The organism is Nostoc sp. T09, assembly GCF_002154695.1.
Lineage (GTDB): Bacteria > Cyanobacteriota > Cyanobacteriia > Cyanobacteriales > Nostocaceae > Aulosira.
The window spans coordinates 1-17,234 of the sequence record NZ_MTAV01000089.1; the positions used below are offsets into that span (position 1 = coordinate 1).

At 38.3% G+C, this 17,234-nt stretch carries 10 protein-coding genes; 9 read left to right on the forward strand and 1 reads right to left on the reverse strand.

What is annotated here, in order from left to right:
* Nucleotides 1–908: 908 nt before the first annotated feature.
* Nucleotides 909–1,442 (forward strand): translation initiation factor IF-3, encoded by a 534-nt coding sequence (gene infC, locus BV372_RS18540; RefSeq protein WP_086687969.1) that lies wholly within the window; start codon nucleotides 909–911, stop codon nucleotides 1,440–1,442.
* 443 nt (nucleotides 1,443–1,885) lie between these two features.
* The gene (locus BV372_RS18545) at nucleotides 1,886–4,897 is read left to right on the forward strand and encodes an MFS transporter (protein ID WP_086687970.1); all 3,012 of its coding nucleotides are present in this window, start codon (nucleotides 1,886–1,888) and stop codon (nucleotides 4,895–4,897) included.
* Between the two features lie 117 nt (nucleotides 4,898–5,014).
* Here BV372_RS18545 and dxr read toward each other — a convergent pair whose 3' ends face one another.
* Nucleotides 5,015–6,211, reverse strand: coding sequence for a 1-deoxy-D-xylulose-5-phosphate reductoisomerase (gene dxr / locus BV372_RS18550; protein ID WP_086687971.1), 1,197 nt, complete (start codon nucleotides 6,209–6,211; stop codon nucleotides 5,015–5,017).
* A 292-nt stretch (nucleotides 6,212–6,503) separates the two neighbouring features.
* Between dxr and BV372_RS18555 the strand changes: the two genes are divergently transcribed.
* The 7 genes from BV372_RS18555 to BV372_RS18585 all read left to right on the forward strand — a co-directional run bounded on the left by BV372_RS18555 (nucleotide 6,504) and on the right by BV372_RS18585 (nucleotide 17,115).
* On the forward strand, nucleotides 6,504–7,904 hold the full coding sequence (locus BV372_RS18555; RefSeq protein WP_086687972.1) for a DUF2079 domain-containing protein: 1,401 nt from the start codon (nucleotides 6,504–6,506) through the stop codon (nucleotides 7,902–7,904).
* Nucleotides 7,905–8,035: 131 nt separating this feature from the next.
* Nucleotides 8,036–9,463, forward strand: a complete 1,428-nt coding sequence (locus BV372_RS18560; RefSeq protein WP_373270784.1) for a DUF2079 domain-containing protein — start codon at nucleotides 8,036–8,038, stop codon at nucleotides 9,461–9,463.
* Between the two features lie 38 nt (nucleotides 9,464–9,501).
* A complete protein-coding gene (locus BV372_RS18565) occupies nucleotides 9,502–10,896 on the forward strand; it encodes a DUF2079 domain-containing protein (RefSeq protein WP_086688049.1) in 1,395 nt (464 codons plus the stop codon).
* Between the two features lie 120 nt (nucleotides 10,897–11,016).
* On the forward strand, nucleotides 11,017–12,402 hold the full coding sequence (locus BV372_RS18570; RefSeq protein ID WP_086687973.1) for a DUF2079 domain-containing protein: 1,386 nt from the start codon (nucleotides 11,017–11,019) through the stop codon (nucleotides 12,400–12,402).
* 60 nt (nucleotides 12,403–12,462) lie between these two features.
* Complete coding sequence (locus BV372_RS18575; protein ID WP_086687974.1) at nucleotides 12,463–13,839, forward strand: mannosyltransferase; 1,377 nt, start codon at nucleotides 12,463–12,465, stop codon at nucleotides 13,837–13,839.
* Nucleotides 13,840–13,881: 42 nt separating this feature from the next.
* Nucleotides 13,882–15,141, forward strand: coding sequence for a mannosyltransferase family protein (locus BV372_RS18580; RefSeq protein ID WP_086687975.1), 1,260 nt, complete (start codon nucleotides 13,882–13,884; stop codon nucleotides 15,139–15,141).
* A 1,065-nt stretch (nucleotides 15,142–16,206) separates the two neighbouring features.
* A complete protein-coding gene (locus tag BV372_RS18585; RefSeq protein WP_086687976.1) occupies nucleotides 16,207–17,115 on the forward strand; it encodes a polysaccharide deacetylase family protein in 909 nt (302 codons plus the stop codon).
* The last annotated feature ends 119 nt before the right edge of the window (nucleotides 17,116–17,234 follow it).

Below are 17,234 nucleotides of genomic sequence, written 5' to 3' on the forward strand. Positions count from 1 at the left end.
TGCTTGGCGCTCGGCGCGGTGTAGCCGCGCCATTGCTTGTGACAGTTGCGTAAGTCCTGAGCTTGATTAAGTAAGTCGGTGGGAAAAAACCAATCTATGTTAAGAAAGGTAAATTAGGCTAAAACTCTCTTTCCTTCTGCCTCCTGCCCTTCGGGTTCGCAGTCGCTCATGGGGGAGACCCCCAAGACCGCGCTGTCTCACCTCCTGACTTGTAAGTAGGGAACAGGGAACAGGGAACGGGGAACATGTAAGAACTACTTACATGCTTGGCGATGAAAATTTTTTCATGGGGACTGCCTTCTGCCTTATCCCAACGACAAATATTTACGCCGTTCTACTTACAACTATTTAGGACGGGTTGCAGGATTCCCGACTTCTTAAGGGAAGTTAGGAGTCTGACTACAGTTATTCTTGTCAGCGGTTTGGCTCAAAAACACTACAGCAGAATTCAGGAGTCAGAATTTAGAAGTAACACAGGCTTATGCCTAGATTTTAAGACTGAGGGTCTGTACTTCACCAAAATGAAATCCGCTGTAAATAAAATTGTAAATATTCGTATAAAATATTACAATTTATTGGTAAGAAAGTATTTTATCTGTAATCTTGCTATTCTGGAAACATCCTTTTAGAACAAAATGTCAATCAATTGTTAATCACTTGATACAATACTTAACGTTCATCTAGGTTGTGTAATTTAGATTAACAATTTAGAGAAACTCTCTCACAATGAGTAGAATGACAAATACAAACTAAGTCACAACTACCTTATGGATTAGCTAAGCTAGAACTGTAAGGCTCATTTTTTAAGTCCTCAGCTATTTTGCTACTTTTCCCTGAGGCTTAATAATCAAAAACTCAGCCAATCAAGACCAAGCCAAATTCTTAATAAAGAGCTCCCACGAATCATAATGCCTGTGATTGAGAAAAAAAGAACTCGCGATCTGCCCCAAATTAACGAACGTATTCGCTTCCCGAAAATTCGGGTTATTGACACTGATGGGGCCCAATTAGGAATTATGCCCCCCCAAGAAGCACTACAACTAGCTGAAGAAAAAGAGTTGGATTTAGTGCTGCTCAGTGACAAAGCTGACCCGCCGGTTTGTCGGATTATGGATTATGGGAAATATAAGTTTGAGCAAGAGAAGAAGGCGCGGGAAGCCCGGAAAAAGCAGCACACGGCTGATGTCAAAGAAGTAAAGATGCGCTACAAAATAGAAGAACACGACTACAACGTGCGTGTCAAGCAAGCAGAGCGCTTTCTCAAAGACGGTGATAAAGTCAAAGCGACAGTGATGTTCCGGGGTCGAGAGATTCAACACAGTGACTTAGCAGAAGATTTGCTCAAGCGAATGGCAACTGATTTGGAGCCATTTGGCGAAGTGCAGCAAGCACCGAAAAAAGAAGGAAGAAATATGATGATGCTGATCTCTCCCAAAAAGTAATCTTCCAACTGTTCTAGGCAAGAAGTATAAACCAGAACTAAAGATTTAAAACCATTACCGAATTCGGTAAAATTTATCGAAAAATGATAGTCCTGAACGCTGAGTGGGAAAAATAATACTCAGTTGTTCAGGACTTTTGCCATTTTGGTAAAGGCTGTTAAAACTCCCCTTTGTTTAGGAGACACAAACAGCAAATAGCCCTGCGCGTCCGGGTTTCCCTACGCGATACGCTAGTCCGTGGAAAGAATTAATCTCCCCGCATCTGGCTCAACTTTTCAAAATAGCAGTGTAAATTTTGCTACTGCTTAGTTGCTTTGGCCTAGCCTTAAATCCTTGCTCTTAAACAAGCCGCTTTGAAGCTGCAAAATATACTCCTCCTATTAGTACTCATTATCGAAATTACTTGCCTTTTGCACGGTAAAGATACCAGAAAGAAAAACTGAATGGAACTGAAAAATAACTGGTTGGCTGCAAATAGAGGCACTCTGGCACGGCTGCTACAGTGGTTAAATCTCCGACCTGAGGAGAGCGAACGGACGTGGATGATGTTTGCCTTTTATACTACTGTGTCTGTAGGGTTACGGTGGGCAGAAGACAGTACAGTAGCGCTGTTTTTAGATGAATATGGGGCCGATCCACTGCCTTTAATGTATATCGCCAGTGCAGCCATCGGTTTTGGACTAGTTGTTTTATATTCTTGGCTACAAAAGATTTTTCCTTTGCGCTGGGTAATTGTGGCGATCGCACCTTGCATGGTGATGCCATTAGTTTTATTAGTGTTCTTACATTGGGGGATACATATTTCCTACTTGACGGTTGTTATTGTATTTTTGATGCGGCTATGGGTAGACGCACTTTATGTGGTCAATGACCTCAACACTTCCATCGTCGCTAATCAACTATTTAATATTCGCGAGATTAAGCGCACCTATCCACTGGTGAGTAGCGGGTTATTGGTAGCAGATGTGATCAGCGGCTTTAGTTTGCCCTGGCTGCTAGCATTCGCCAAGCTGAATAAGGTAATTGTTATCGCTTGCGTAGTGATTATTTTAGGAACAGCAATTCTCTTTTATCTAAGTCATCACTATCGAAAAGCATTTCCCGACGCGCCACAACGACTAAATTCTCCAGAACAAGCGTCCCGACACCGCCGCCTTGAAGAACCACTCAGCCGTTATAAGTGGCAGCTATTTGCCTTTGTTGGTCTTTTACAAGTGATTGGATTATTAATAGATTTCCAATATCTGCGGGAATTAAAGTCCAATTTCAATGACCGAGACCTCGCTAGCTTCTTGGGACTATTTGGTGGCATGGTAGGGCTGTGTGAGTTAATGACCCAGTGGTTTATCTCCAGCCGTTTGATCGAACGTGTGGGAGTGTTTTTTGCGGCAGCGTTACTACCAATTACTGTAGGCTGTATAGTCCCATCTGGGATTGCCATATTTAATTTATTTCCTGGAATGCAATTGCCCAGCTTTTTTTGGGGGTTAATAATTCTCAAATTCTGCGATGAACTTTTGCGCTACACCTTTATCATGAGTAGCGGACCAGCACTCTACCAACCAATTCCCGAAAGAATTCGTAGCCGGATGCAGATATTATCGGGAGGAACGGCAGAAGCGATCGCTACAGGTTTAGCTGGAGTGGTGATTTTTATAACTTTATTGGTTTGCGGGAGGTTTGTCTCTGAAGGGCTACAAAAGTGGGTATTTATTGCAGAAACAGTAGTAGTAGCTGGTATCTGTTTAAAAGTAGTTTTAATGCTGCGATCGCGCTATGTTGACTTATTAGTTTTGAGTGCAGATCGGGGTGAATTAAGCGCCGCAAACGTGGGTCTGCGAGCTTTCCAGCAAGGAGTAGTCAAGGCTTTAGCAGAAAAGGGCAGTTTAGCGGATAAACGCTCTTGTATTGAACTTTTAGCCCAAATAGATCTCCAAGGTGCGGTGGAAATTTTAGCACCTTTGCTAGTGAAGTTACCCCCAGATTTGCAATGCCAAAGCCTGGAAGTCATGCTGATGGCTGAGGCCAATCCGATTTATTTGCCAAATGTCCGCCCTTTGTTGGAACAACTTCAAGGAGCAATAACTCCAGAGGTGTTTGCTCTTGCCTTGCGCTACGTATGGCTGGCTGAACCACATCCCAATTTAAGTTTATTAGAAGAGTATCTCCACCCAAGGCAACACTCACTCATCCGCGCCACCGCCGCCGCCTTACTTCTGCGTCAGGGAACGCCAATGCAAAAGGTAGCAGCTACCAAAGCCATGCGCCGGATGCTGACTCATAAGCAAGAACGGGAACGAGTCAATGGAGTCAAAGCTTTGAGAGAAGCCGTTTATTTACAAGCTTTGCGCATTCACATCCCGAATTTGTTGCAAGATGAGTCCTTACGGGTGCGCTGTGCTGTATTAGAAATGATTGCGTCCACCCGTTTGGAGGAATACTATTCAGCATTGCTGGCGGCATTATATTATAAGTCCACCCGCAGCACAGCAATGCGTGCCTTAGTGCAACTAGAAAATGAAGCTCTAGAAATGCTGTTGCGCCTAGCTACCAACATTTACAAGCCTGAAGTAGTACGAATGTACGCTTGGCGTAGTATTGGTCAAATAGGGTCTTTGGAAGCTGTAGATTGTTTATGGCAAAACTTGGAACAATCTTGGGGTTCTACCAGATATCATATCCTCCGCAGCCTATTAAAAATACACAAACAACCAGAAATTAGAAGCTTAGAAGATCAATTTTACGAAGGTAGGGTAGAAACTTTAATTAAGCAGGAATTAAAGTTTTTAGGAGAGATTTATGCAGCTCATATAGACTTTACACTACAGCAGAATCTCGAGAATCAGCAATCAATAGTAGTTTTTGAGTTACTACAACGCGCTCTCTTAGACTTAGAAATAGATGTGAAAGAAAGATTGTTGCTGTTACTGAAGTTGCTTTATTCTCCAGAAAATATGCAAGCAGCGGCTTTTAATCTTCGGTCTGAGTCAGGAGCCAACTTAGCGCGAGGTTTAGAAATTTTAGACCATACTGTGAATCTGTCTTGCAAATCTTTGTTGTTGAATATTTTAGATCGGCGATCGCATGAAGAAAAACTCTATCTGCTTACAGCAGCAGGGTTAGGAGAATATCAACAGTTGTCAGTCAGCGAGAGGCTACGTAGATTGTTGATGCTATCTAACTTCCTGTCAGACTGGTGTTTAGCTTGCTGTTTTCATTTTGCACAAGTTAGCCACATCCGATTAACAACTCCAGAAATTATGATTTCTCTGCGCCATCCCACAGGTTTTGTTAGAGAAGCCGCGATCGCGTATCTTAGTGTGGTGTCACGCCGTGTTATTTTAGAACTCCTTCCTCAACTGCAAAAAGATAAACACCCCCTGGTGGCAGCTCAAGTTAAAAAGTTGATGGCAAAATATCAAGTCCAAAATTACAGAGTAGAGCAGGAAGTCTAGGTTGAAAATTGGATATGGAGCATGGGGGATTGGTTATTTGTCTACCTCATCTTTGGATTTCTTAGTCCCCAACAAAGTAAAACCCAACAAATTCTTGGTTTTGTTGGGTTTCGTTACCTATCGTAGTGAAATTACCCGCGAGTTGCTTGCTAAATTTTCAGTTGCTGTTAAAACTTCTTGTCTTGCCCATTTATCTGCTGCCAAAATGTCATCTAAAGAGGGATTTTTACAGTTATCATTTTGATGGCGATCGCACACCCATTCGATACAACGAGGAATATCTAAAAAGCGAATTTTTTCTTCTAAAAATAAAGCCACAGCTTGTTCATTGGCAGCATTCAATACAGCCGGCATGGAGCCACCAGCCCGACCGACAGCATAAGCTATTTGCATACAAGGATACTTTTGATGGTCTGGTTCACGGAAGGTTAAGTTTCCAGCTTTCACCAAATCTAGTCGTTCCCAGTCAGTGTAGATGCGATCGGGCCAAGATAAAGCATACAGTAAGGGTAAACGCATATCCGGCCAGCCGAGTTGGGCTAAAACTGAAGTATCTTGCAGTTCAATTAGCGAGTGAATAATGCTTTGGGGATGGATGACAATCTCAATTTGGTCATAATCTAAACCAAAGAGAAAATGCGCCTCAATTACCTCTAACCCTTTATTCATCAAAGTAGCAGAGTCTACTGTGATTTTACGTCCCATCGACCAGTTAGGATGCTTAAGAGCATCAGCAACCGTGACTTCTGCTAACTTTTCTACCTCCCAATCCCGGAAAGCTCCACCAGAAGCAGTAAGCAAAATCTTCCGTAAACCGCCGTTTGGCACACCTTGGAGGCATTGAAATATTGCGGAATGCTCTGAGTCAGCTGGTAGTAATTTTACACCGTATTTCTCTACTAAAGGTAGAACCACAGGAGCACCAGCAATCAAAGTTTCTTTGTTCGCCAAAGCGATATCTTTACCAGCTTCAATAGCAGCGATGGTGGGGAGTAATCCCGCACAACCAACGATACCAGTGACGACTGTTTCAGCATCGCCGTAGCGAGCAACTTCTATAACTCCAGCCTCGCCAGCAAGAAGAATTGGTTGAGGATCGAGGTCTTTGATTGCTTCTTGCAGCGTCGGCAATTTATCTTCTAAACAAATGGCTGCTATCTGCGGTCGAAACTGCCGAATCTGAGCAGCCAACATTTCTACATTGCTCCCCGCTGCCAATCCTACAATCCGAAACTGATCTGGGTACTGGGCAACAATATCTAAAGTCTGAGTACCAATAGAGCCAGTTGAACCAACAAGAGTAATAGCTTTCACAATTGTTTAAGATTTACAGACAACTCTCACTATAAATTGCTGAGGACTCCTTCATCAAAGCGATCGCTAGAATCGTTGCAGCTTGGGATTAAAGCAAAACGTCAATATTTATTCTAGGGTTTGATATCCGAAATCTTTATTTATACAAAGATTATATGAACTCTAGTCGCTAAAGAACTGGCGTTCCTTTTCCATCTCATCTGCTGCGCTACCTTTTCGAGTAATATATCTAAATTGCAACTTGGTAAGCATAGTTTTTTCCACTTTAAATTTTTAATCGCTTCTTGATGGCATGGGAAAAAAACTGAATCAGCTTGCTCCAGTTCGTTGGATGATTGGCGTTAGCACCTTAATATTGTTTGCTTGTAGCAGTTTACGACACGAGCTATTTCAGTCAGGCGCTTGGGATTTAGGGTTTTTTGACCAGGCGGTTTATTTAATTAGTCAGGGAAAACCACCGATTTCTTCTTTTGTTGGCTTTCACGTTCTAGCCGACCATGCTGCTTTGATCTTGTATCCTTTAGCTTTGCTGTACAAAATTTACCCCACTGTCTACTGGTTATTTGCCGTGCAGGCAGTTGCTTTGGCATTAGGTACTTTGCCTACTTGGTATTTAGCTCGTCAAGCTGGATTGAAGGAAAGTCAAGCAATTGCTCTAGCAACTACTTACTTACTGTATCCATTAATTTTTAATATCAATTTGTTTGATTTCCATCCGGATGTGATAGCTGTACCAGCAATATTGGCAGCAGTTTTAGCTGCGAGAAGCGGCAATATTTGGTGGTTTTGTGGCAGTATTTTCATAGTATTGGGATGTAAAGCAGTATTTGCTCTCAGCATCGCCGCAATGGGAGTCTGGCTGCTGGTATTTGAGAAGCGAAGGTTATACGGTGCGATCGCTCTTATTATTGGTCTTGCTTGGTTTGCGATCTCTACCAAAGGAATCATTCCTTATTTTGGTGGCTCTGCGGCATCAGTAGAACGTCATATTTATCGTTATAGCTATCTGGGAAAATCCTTTCCAGAAATGGCTCAAACTTTTCTTTTTAAACCAGGCATTGTATTAGAAAAGGTACTGTCATTTGATAACCTTTCCTATTTGCTTTTGCTGTTTGTGCCTGTTATTTGGGGGCTTTCTCTGCCAGCTATGACACCTTTGGTAGCGGCTATCCCACCTTTAGCAATCAATTTGATAGCTGACTATCAACATCAAAAAGATTTAGTGTTTCAATATTCTTTACCAATTTTGCCGTTTCTGTTACTAGCAGCGATAAAAAGTCTAGCAGCAGGCAAGGGATTGCTGCAAAATAAACGAGCAATTATTTTGTGGTCATTAATCGCATTTTTAAGCTTAGGTAAATATGGTTTTTTTTGGACAAAATATTTGAGTTACCTCGATACTTGGCAAGCGACAAGAGATGCGATCGCCCAAATTAAAACAATAGGAAGTATTTACACTACAGATATAATTGCCCCTCATGTAACTCATCGCCAATCAATCAAGCTGATAGATGCTAATTCTCCAATTAAGGATTTAACAGAGTTTGATTATGTTTTGCTGAATGTTCGCCACACTGGACTTTGGTCTTATCAGCCAGAATTTTCTGCCAGCTTGGTACAAAAATTAAAAAATCGCTCCGAATTTAAGTTGAGTTATCAGCGTGATGATGTGTATTTATTTATTAAAACTTAATTCAATAACACTTATAAATCATTTACTAAAACTCTCTTAATTCTTATCTTTGTGACCTCTGTGTCTCTGTGGTTCGTTTAAAAAATAATTTTATTAACCAATTTATAATTCTATTTATTACTTCAAAATTGATGAACAATCAAGTAAAAGAAATTAATTATATATCATCAAAGTTACTCGTAACTCCTATAGTTTCGATGATAAGCATTAGTACCTTATTCTTATTTATCTCCAGCATCTTTAGACATGAAAAATTTGATTCAGGCGCTTGGGACTTAGGAATTTTTGACCAGGCAGTTTACTTAATTAGTCAGGCACAACCGCCAATTTCTTCTTTTTTAAATTTTCATATCCTAGCCGATCATGCTGCTTGGATATTGTATCCCTTGGCTTTGCTGTACAAAATTTACCCTAGTGTTTATTGGTTGTTTACTGTTCAGTCAATTGCTTTAGCTGTAGGTGCTTTACCTATATGGTATCTAGCACGTCAGGCTGGACTGAAAAACAGTCAAAGAGTTGTAATGGTAGTAGTTTATCTACTCTATCCATTAGTGTATAACGCCAATTTATTTGATTTTCATCCAGATACGATCGCTGTTCCAGCGCTGTTATGGGCAGTTTTAGCCGCAAGGTTAGGAAAAATCGGTTGGTTTTGTTTCAGCGTTATTGTAGTTTTGGGATGTAAGGCGGTATTCTCTCTGACAATTGCGGCGATGGGAGTTTGGTTACTTTGTTTTGAAAAAAAGCGTTTATGTGGTGCGATCGCTATTTTTGCAGGTATTGCCTGGTTTGCGATCGCTAACAAATTCATCATTCCTGTATTTGGTGGTGAAGCAGCATTACTAGAGCGTCATTTCTATCGATATAGTTATCTAGGAAACTCTTTTCCAGAAATGGTTAAAATTCTGCTGATGCAACCAGGAATTATTTTAGAAAAAATTTTTTCTTTAACTAATTTAGGATATTTACTGCTACTAGTAGTACCTGTAATTTGGGGACTTGCACCTCAAGGTTTAACACCTTTAATTAGTGCTATTCCTTGCTTATTACTCAATATTCTTGCCGATCATCCATCGCAAAAAGATTTAATTCGTCATTATTCCCTACCTGTTTTACCATTTTTGATGTTAACTGTAATTGCTAACTTGGCAGCAGGTAGAGTATGGTTACAACAAAAAAAAATCATTATTCTTTGGTCGCTAGTAGGGTTTTTAGCTTTAGCGAAAATTCCTTTTATTAGCTCAAAACAAATGTGGTATGCGGACACTTTGCAAGCTACAAAAGAAGCGATCGCCTTAGTTCAAGCTCAAGGCAGTGTGCTGACTACATATAATATTGCTCCTCATTTAGCCCATCGACCATTAATCAAGTTAACAGATACATCTGCCTCACCAGTAGATTTCAATGTATTTGATTACGTCTTACTAAATCTTCGTCATCATTTTAGTACTCAAGAATTTGCTAATGGTTTGGCTAATCAATTAAAAAATAATCAAAAATTTCAGTTAAAATATCAGCGCGATGAAGTTTATTTATTTGAGAAAAATAAGCAGAAATAGAATTTTTTTCATAAAAATTGTTAATTGTTCTAACTGGCATGGAGAAAAAATTGGAATTTGGCGGTGTGGGTTGGATGATAGGCATCAGTGCCTTAATTTTATTTGCGTGCAGCAGTTTACGACATGAGTTATTTCAATCGCTTGCTTGGGATTTAGGAATTTTTGACCAAGCAGTTTATTTAATTAGTCAGGGAAAACCACCTATTTCTTCTTTTATTGGCTTTCACATTCTTGGCGATCATGCTGCTTGGATTCTCTATCCTTTGGCTTTACTGTACAAAATTTATCCTAGTGTTTATTGGTTGTTTGCTGTACAGGCGATTGCTTTAGCATTAGGTGCTTTGCCAACATGGTATCTAGCACATCAAGCTGGATTGAAGGATAGCCAAGCCCTAGCAATGGCAGTTGTCTACTTACTTTATCCACTAATTTTTAATGTCAACCTTTTTGATTTCCATCCAGAAGTTATGGCTGTTCCAGCACTTTTAGGGGCAGTTTTGGCAGCTAGATGTGGAAAAATTTGGTGCTTTTGTGCCAGCATCCTTCTAATTTTGGGTTGTAAGGCTGTTTTGTCTTTAACAGTTGCGGCTATGGGAATTTGGCTGCTGGTATTTGAAAAGCGGCGTTTATATGGTGCGATCGCTATTATTAGCGGTATTACTTGGTTTGCGATCGCTACTAAAGCCATAATCCCTTTTTTTGGAACTGAAGCAGCTTCAGTAGAACGTCATATTGGGCGCTATAGCTATTTAGGTAAATCTTTCTCAGAGATACCTCAAAACTTTTTAAATCAACCAGGAATTATATTCGGAAATTTGTTTTCATCCGAAAATCTAGGATACTTAATTTTGCTGCTAACACCTGTAATTTGGGGTTTTTCACTTCAAGGTGTAACGCCTTTAGTTAGCGCTATTCCTTCTCTGGCTATCAACCTGTTAGCTGACTACCAGCCTCAAAAAGAATTACTGCACCAATACTCTCTACCAGTTTTACCATTCTTATTATTAGCTGTAATTAATACTCTAGCCGCAGGTCGGGGATGGTTACAAAATAAACGAACTATTATTTTGTGGTCGTTAGTTGCTTTTTTAAGTTTAACGAAATTTACTTATTTTACCGGAAAATATCTGAAAAATCTCGATAATTGGCAAGCTACAAGAGAAGCGATCGCCCTAGTTACAACTCAAGGTACTGTCTTAACTACAGATGAACTTGCCCCTCATTTAAGCCACAGACAATTTATTTATTTGATTAATCGTGATACTCTACCAGCCAATTTTAGTACATTTGATTATATATTAATTAATACTCGCCAACCTGGTCTATCTATATCTCAAGAATTAGCCATTAGCTTAGTGAAAGAGCTACAAAATCAACCAAAAATTAAATTGAAATATCAACGCGATGAAGTTTATTTATTTACCAAAAATTAGCATTTATAAATAAATTGTAATAATCACTAATTAATTTCCTGTGTTCTCTATGGTTCTGTATTAAATTCATTCTTATAAATGGTTTATAACTGCCATATATACTTATTGAACTGTAACTTTATGAAAGAAAAACTTAAGTTTGGTAGTTTGTGGTGGATGATAGGCATCAGTGCCTTAATTCTATTTTTGTCTAGCAGCTTACGACATGAATTATTTCAATCAACTGCGTATGATTTAGGAATTTTTGACCAGGGAGTTTATTTAATTAGCCAAGGAAAATCGCCTATTTCTTCTTTCATGGGTTTTCACATTCTTGGCGATCATGCTGCTTGGATATGGTATCCCTTAGCTTTACTGTACAAAATCTACCCCAGTGTTTACTGGTTATTTGCTGTGCAGGCAATTGCTTTGTCCTTTGGTGCTTTACCGACATGGCATCTAGCGCGTCAAGCTGGATTGAAGGACAGCCAAGCCTCAGCAATGGCGGCTGTATACCTGATGTATCCATTAGTATTTAATGTAAATTTATTTGATTTTCATCCTGAAGTCATAGCCATCCCAGCGCTATTGGGGGCAGTTTTGGCAGCAAGAGGCGGACAGATTTGGTGGTTTTGTGCCAGCATTCTCCTCGTATTAGGATGTAAAGCTGTCTTATCGCTTACGGTTGCGGCTATGGGAGTTTGGCTACTGATATTTGAGAAGCGGCGTTTATGTGGTGCGATCGCTATTTTTGCAGGTATTGTTTGGTTTGCGATCGCTACTCAACTGATTATTCCTTTTTTCAGTGGCGCAGAAGCAGCAGCAGTGGGACGTTACAGCTATTTAGGTAACTCAGTTCTAGATATAGCGAAAAATTTAGTAACTCGGCCAGGAACAATTTTGGCAAAGGTTTTTTCTCTAGATAATTTAGGTTACTTAATCCTACTAGTCGCACCCGTGATTTGGGGGCTATCTCCTCAAAGTATGCAGCCATTAATTGGTGCTATTCCCTGTGTAGCGCTCAATATTCTTGCAGATTATCAACCTCAAAAAGATTTAGTACACCAGTACTCTGTACCAGCACTACCATTCCTGATATTAGCTGTAATTTCCAGCCTTGCTCAAGGTAGGGGATGGCTGCAAAACAAACGGGGAATTATTTTATGGTCATTACTAGCCTTTTTCAGTTTGGCAAAGTTTACTCATTTTGGTGGAAAATATTTAGAGTCTGTGGATAATTTACAAGCCACAAGACAAGCAATCTCTCAAGTTCCAACTCAAGGAAATGTTTATACTACAGCACAAATTGCCCCGCATTTAAGCACACGAGAATTCATTCAGTTTACAAATAGTGATTCACCACCAGTAGATTTTAATAGCTTTGATTATGTATTATTGAATGTTCGCCATCCAGGCTGGGCAAGTAATCGAGAGTTTGCTATTAGTTTAGTAAATAGATTACAAGCTAACTCTAGATTTAAGCTGCAATATCAACGTGATGATATATATTTATTTATTAAAAATTAGTTATTATTTCTAAGTTTATTTACTAGTTAGTAAAATTCCCAATGGGGGAGACATATATAAGTGGCTAAGAAAAAAACTATTATTAGCTGGGTCTTACCTTCAATTATCTGTATTATCTTTATTCTTTGTGCTGCTGTGGGGATGTTAATTTACCCAGAAGCTTTTCATAAATTCTTTTCTGTATCTAGGTTGTTTCGCGAAATTCCCCCAGTTGCACCCCATAAAAGTTACTATTGGGACGTAGAAGCTTATGCTGAAATGGCTATAAATCCTACGTGTAAAGCTTTTTATCCCCTGTGGCCGTTCCTGATTCGTAATATCTTTCATCCTCAGACAATAGAACAAGCTGCACATTGTTTTTTAGTAAGTGCAACTTTTTTATTTTTTATTTCAACTTTTTTATTTTTCTGGCTTTTACAGATAGCTTTGCAAAGTTTTTATTTAGCATTTTTATTAGGTTTAGCTTATGCTATCAATCCTATGGCAATATTTCGCGTTATAGGTTATACAGAAAGTTTATTCACATTTTTTAGCATTTTTTTTATTTGGATATGTTTGTCGCAGTTAAAAATTAACGAAAATTTAAAACTATCTTTTTTGTTTTTTATAACATTTTTAATGTCTTTAACTCGACCAATACTAATCCAAATATTTTTCTCAACCACGGCAGCAATGTTCACAATTAGTATATGGGAAAGTTACTCATCAAAAAAAAATTATACAAGCAATATATTAACTAATCTTCAAAAATTTCAACACGAGCTAAAACTTAGTCTCACCATATGGATATCAGCCTTATTAGGATATGCTGCTTATGGAAGTTTCTGTTTGAAAAATAGAGGCGATTTTTTTGCACCTTTTCACGATCAGAGTCACTGGGGAAAAAGTTTTGGCTTGCATCTAGAACTTTTATTTTTCCCTAAAACCTTGCTAATTGACTTATTAGGCCTTTATTTACCATTAATTATTTTATGTTTATCACTTACATTTGTTTATCTAAAACTAATTCAGCCTGAGCTACATATATTTGTTCCTAAATTTAGGCTCTGGTGGAATATATTATTTTTGTATCCTCCTTTATTACTTTTTTGGTATTTGTTTAATTATCTTAGAGTCAATAAAAATAAATTACACAACAGTTTTAAAGCTCTAACTCTATCAAACCATTCACAAAACTTAGCTAAAAGCTATATATTTTGGGTTTGTATATATTTTACTGTTGCACATTCTGCCATAATATTTTTAACACAAGGTAGCCTGTTTAGCTTGGGAAGATATGTTTTTGCAATGCCTTTTTTATTCGTAGCTATAGGATATTTATATCGCTGTATTCCTGGGAAAACAAAATATAACAATCTGTTTTGTTTAATTTTGATTTCAGCAATTATGCTAATACAACAATGGGTACGCTATGGACAAGATAAGTGGCTGGGTTAAATGTATTTATTTAAATAATTAATATATAAATGATCTATTTCAATGATAAAAACTAAAGAATTACTGAAAAATAGTTTATTTTTTGCCATAGCAATGTGGCTATCTAGCCGCTTGGTAATCGTTATTGCGATGTTATTGATTGCTCCTTTACTGCCAACTCCACCAAATGGTATTGCTGCCACATTTAGTTGGAATGTTTTCTCTGCTTGGGATAGTATTTGGTATCAGATAATTGCCACTTTTGGTTATGGATATACCAATGAATATGGGCAAAGTGCTGTTGCTTTCTTCCCACTTTTCCCTTTATTAGTACATCTCATTATGAGCCTCGGCTTGCCTTTTGAAGTGGCGGGTGTGCTTTTGAATAATTTGGCATTTTTAGCTGCTCTGATCGTGCTGTATTTTTGGGTAGAAGAGAATTATGGTACACATGCAGCACGGTGGGCTACAGCAACTTTAGCATGGTGCCCTTACTCTGTTTATGGAACGGTTATTTACACTGAAGGGTTATTTTTATTATTTACCACAGCAGCCTTACGAGCCTTTGAGAAACAGCAGTATCTCTCAGTAGCTTTCTGGGGCGCATTATCCACCGCAACAAGATCCCCTGGAATGGCTCTGATACCTGCGTTTTTGTTTGCCTCTTTGAAAGAACGCAGAGGTATGAAGGCTTATATTTCTAGTTTAGCCGTGGGGTTAGGTGTGTTGATTTATAGCTTGTACTGCCAAATTAAATTTAGTGATGCTTTAGCTTTTGTACATGCACAAAAAGGATGGCGTTCGTCAGCAGGGTTTGATTTGCAAGGTTGGTGGTATAACCTGATGTTAACTGTAATAGGCCCAGGTAATGCACAGTCTGGCCACATTCAAGACCCATTACATCCTATACTCTTCACATTCTCTATCGTTAGCGGTTGTTTATTATGGTACTTCCGCTCTAAATTGAGTTCTACCAAGCTGATATTAGGATTTTATTTGTTAAATTTAATACTGTGGTTATTAGGAGGCGATCCATATATTAAAATTCTGTTGGTTTTTGGTGGTATTTATTTTTTATGGCTCTCAAGGAATAAAATTCCTCTAGCTGCTGTTGTCTACGGCTTCTGTTCTTTTTTATTAATCCTCAATATTGGAAATACCTTGTCTGTCGAGCGTTACGCTTACGGTATCGTCTCACTTTCAGTAGGATTTGGGCTGCTACTTGCTCGTTACCCTCGCTGGGGATATGCAATTATGAGTTTCTTTGCCATCCTCATAGCAACCTTTGCTATCAGATTTTCTCAGGATTTATGGTTAGCTTAGACGGAGATGCGATCGCGTAGGTTTTACTTTACTGGGTATAAATTGAAACTATTTAATTAAATAAAAATACTACGTCACAACTTCTGGCAGTTAATCAACTAGAATTTATATTTAATTTTTTTCTCATTTATGATAAGATTACAGCCGACAAAATAAATTTCTAAGTAATTTTGCTGTACCATTGGATATTTTTATTAGTAGAAAGCCAAGCTGAATATTTAGATTAATTAAGTAATAAACCACAATCAATAGTGGATAATCTAACTATTTGCCACTCACATAAACTTTTATTACTTAACAGTTTATGTATCATGTCATATTATTGCCACAATATAGAAACTTAGACGATAACAAAATTTTTGTTGATGAATCAGTAAAGAGTATCTAGGTTAACGACTAATCGAACTTGGGTAATGGGAAACTATATTTTACTGGAGTCGTCTCTTTGCTTAAGGGAAGGTAAGGATAATAGTCAGAAATCTAAAAATTTAACTTTTTCTTAAAAAAGAAAAAATAACTATCAGCAGTACAATATACTCTGTCACCGATGAAACTGAATAACTTGTTAAATGCATTTTGGGTAGATACCACCCCCCAATACGCTAATTAAATAGCTTACCTCTTGAATAGAAGCAGGATATTTAGACGCCTAAGTAATAAGGGGTAAATATTTTCCAAATTAATTAACTGATAGGCAATAAGTCTGAGTAAATTCATTACTCTTACTAACATAACTTTTAAAGGAGCAGTAAATCGCCTAATTTTTCTGTTTCCTTGTTTTAGCTATTGATAGGTACAAATTCAATATCCAATCCCTGCGGATGGTCTATTTGAAATTAAACAGTACCAAATATCGTATGGATAGCGGTTCCTAATAAACCAGATAATCTGGTTTTCAGTTGAACTTTTTATATCTATATGACTGATTGCTAAATTTCTGTTAATCTTGATTCAATTTTTCAAGATTACCAGACAGTCTCTGTGTATCTAAGTGTGTAAAAAAATATGTTATAACGTACCCGTCAGATACGTATCTGATGGTTTAACCCTTCAAGGAGCTATTAGGTGGAAAACAATAAGTCGTTTTTTTGGCCGCAAGGATTATTAATTGCATTAGTTGTCTTAGTTGGTAGCTTCAGTCTTGGCTTGATGATGCTTGTCAAACCAAATGCTTCTGAGGCTCAGAGTCAGCAAACTATAAATGAAACCGCTATTTCTGCTAAAGTAGGGACTCAAGAGCGGATTGAAAGCTTAAAGGCGACAATGCTCACAACTTGGCAGCAACAAGCTAAAGCTAAGGGGTTCGCTTATGCTATCCCACCAAGTTTTCTAGGGGTAACTATTGAGGCTGCAAAAATAAGTCCAGGAAAGAAAGTAATTGCACTTACCTTTGATGATGGTCCTTGGCCTGAAAGCACTGCAAAAGTGCTGGATATTCTTAAACAAAATGATATCAAAGCAACATTTTTTGTCGTTGGGCAGAACGTAAAAAATTTTCCAGATCTTTTGAAGCGGGTAGTAGCTGAAGGACATACTGTTGCCAATCATACCTGGCATCATTGGTATCATTTCATGAATCCACAAACAGCTGCCTATGAAATCGACAACACAACAAATTTAATTTTTCAACTTACAGGTGTAAAAACAAATATGTTTCGACCACCAGGAGGAATGATGCATAATGGAGTTGCTGCTTACGCTAAAAATAGCAAGTACGCCGTTATTATGTGGTCTTCTGACTCTATGGATTACTCGCGCCCCAGTGTGCCACGGTTAATTAATAATGTATTTAGGGAAGCCAAACCAGGTGGTATCGTGCTTATGCATGATGGAGGCGGTAATCGTTCCCAAACTGTAGAAGCTTTACCAACAATTATTGCTAACTTTCGCAAGCAGGGCTATAGCTTTGTTACTGTTCCAGAACTTTTAGAAATGCAAGATAAAGACCAAAAATTAATTGCAAATAAAAAGTAATAGTAAATTAGTAATATCTAATACCAATTCTCCAAAAAAATGAACTTAATATTTATTAAATAAACCGTAACGTAGGCAAAGAAATATATAGATAGTCTAATAGCGGTAGAGAAGTAATT

Bases quoted from the DNA above. Each gene is read 5' to 3' on its own strand.
- infC (WP_086687969.1), top strand. From the start codon at position 909: ATGCCTGTGATTGAGAAAAAAAGAACTCGCGATCTGCCCCAAATTAAC.
- BV372_RS18545 (WP_086687970.1), top strand. From the start codon at position 1,886: ATGGAACTGAAAAATAACTGGTTGGCTGCAAATAGAGGCACTCTGGCA.
- BV372_RS18555 (WP_086687972.1), top strand. From the start codon at position 6,504: ATGGGAAAAAAACTGAATCAGCTTGCTCCAGTTCGTTGGATGATTGGC.
- BV372_RS18560 (WP_373270784.1), top strand. From the start codon at position 8,036: ATGAACAATCAAGTAAAAGAAATTAATTATATATCATCAAAGTTACTC.
- BV372_RS18565 (WP_086688049.1), top strand. From the start codon at position 9,502: ATGGAGAAAAAATTGGAATTTGGCGGTGTGGGTTGGATGATAGGCATC.
- BV372_RS18570 (WP_086687973.1), top strand. From the start codon at position 11,017: ATGAAAGAAAAACTTAAGTTTGGTAGTTTGTGGTGGATGATAGGCATC.
- BV372_RS18580 (WP_086687975.1), top strand. From the start codon at position 13,882: ATGATAAAAACTAAAGAATTACTGAAAAATAGTTTATTTTTTGCCATA.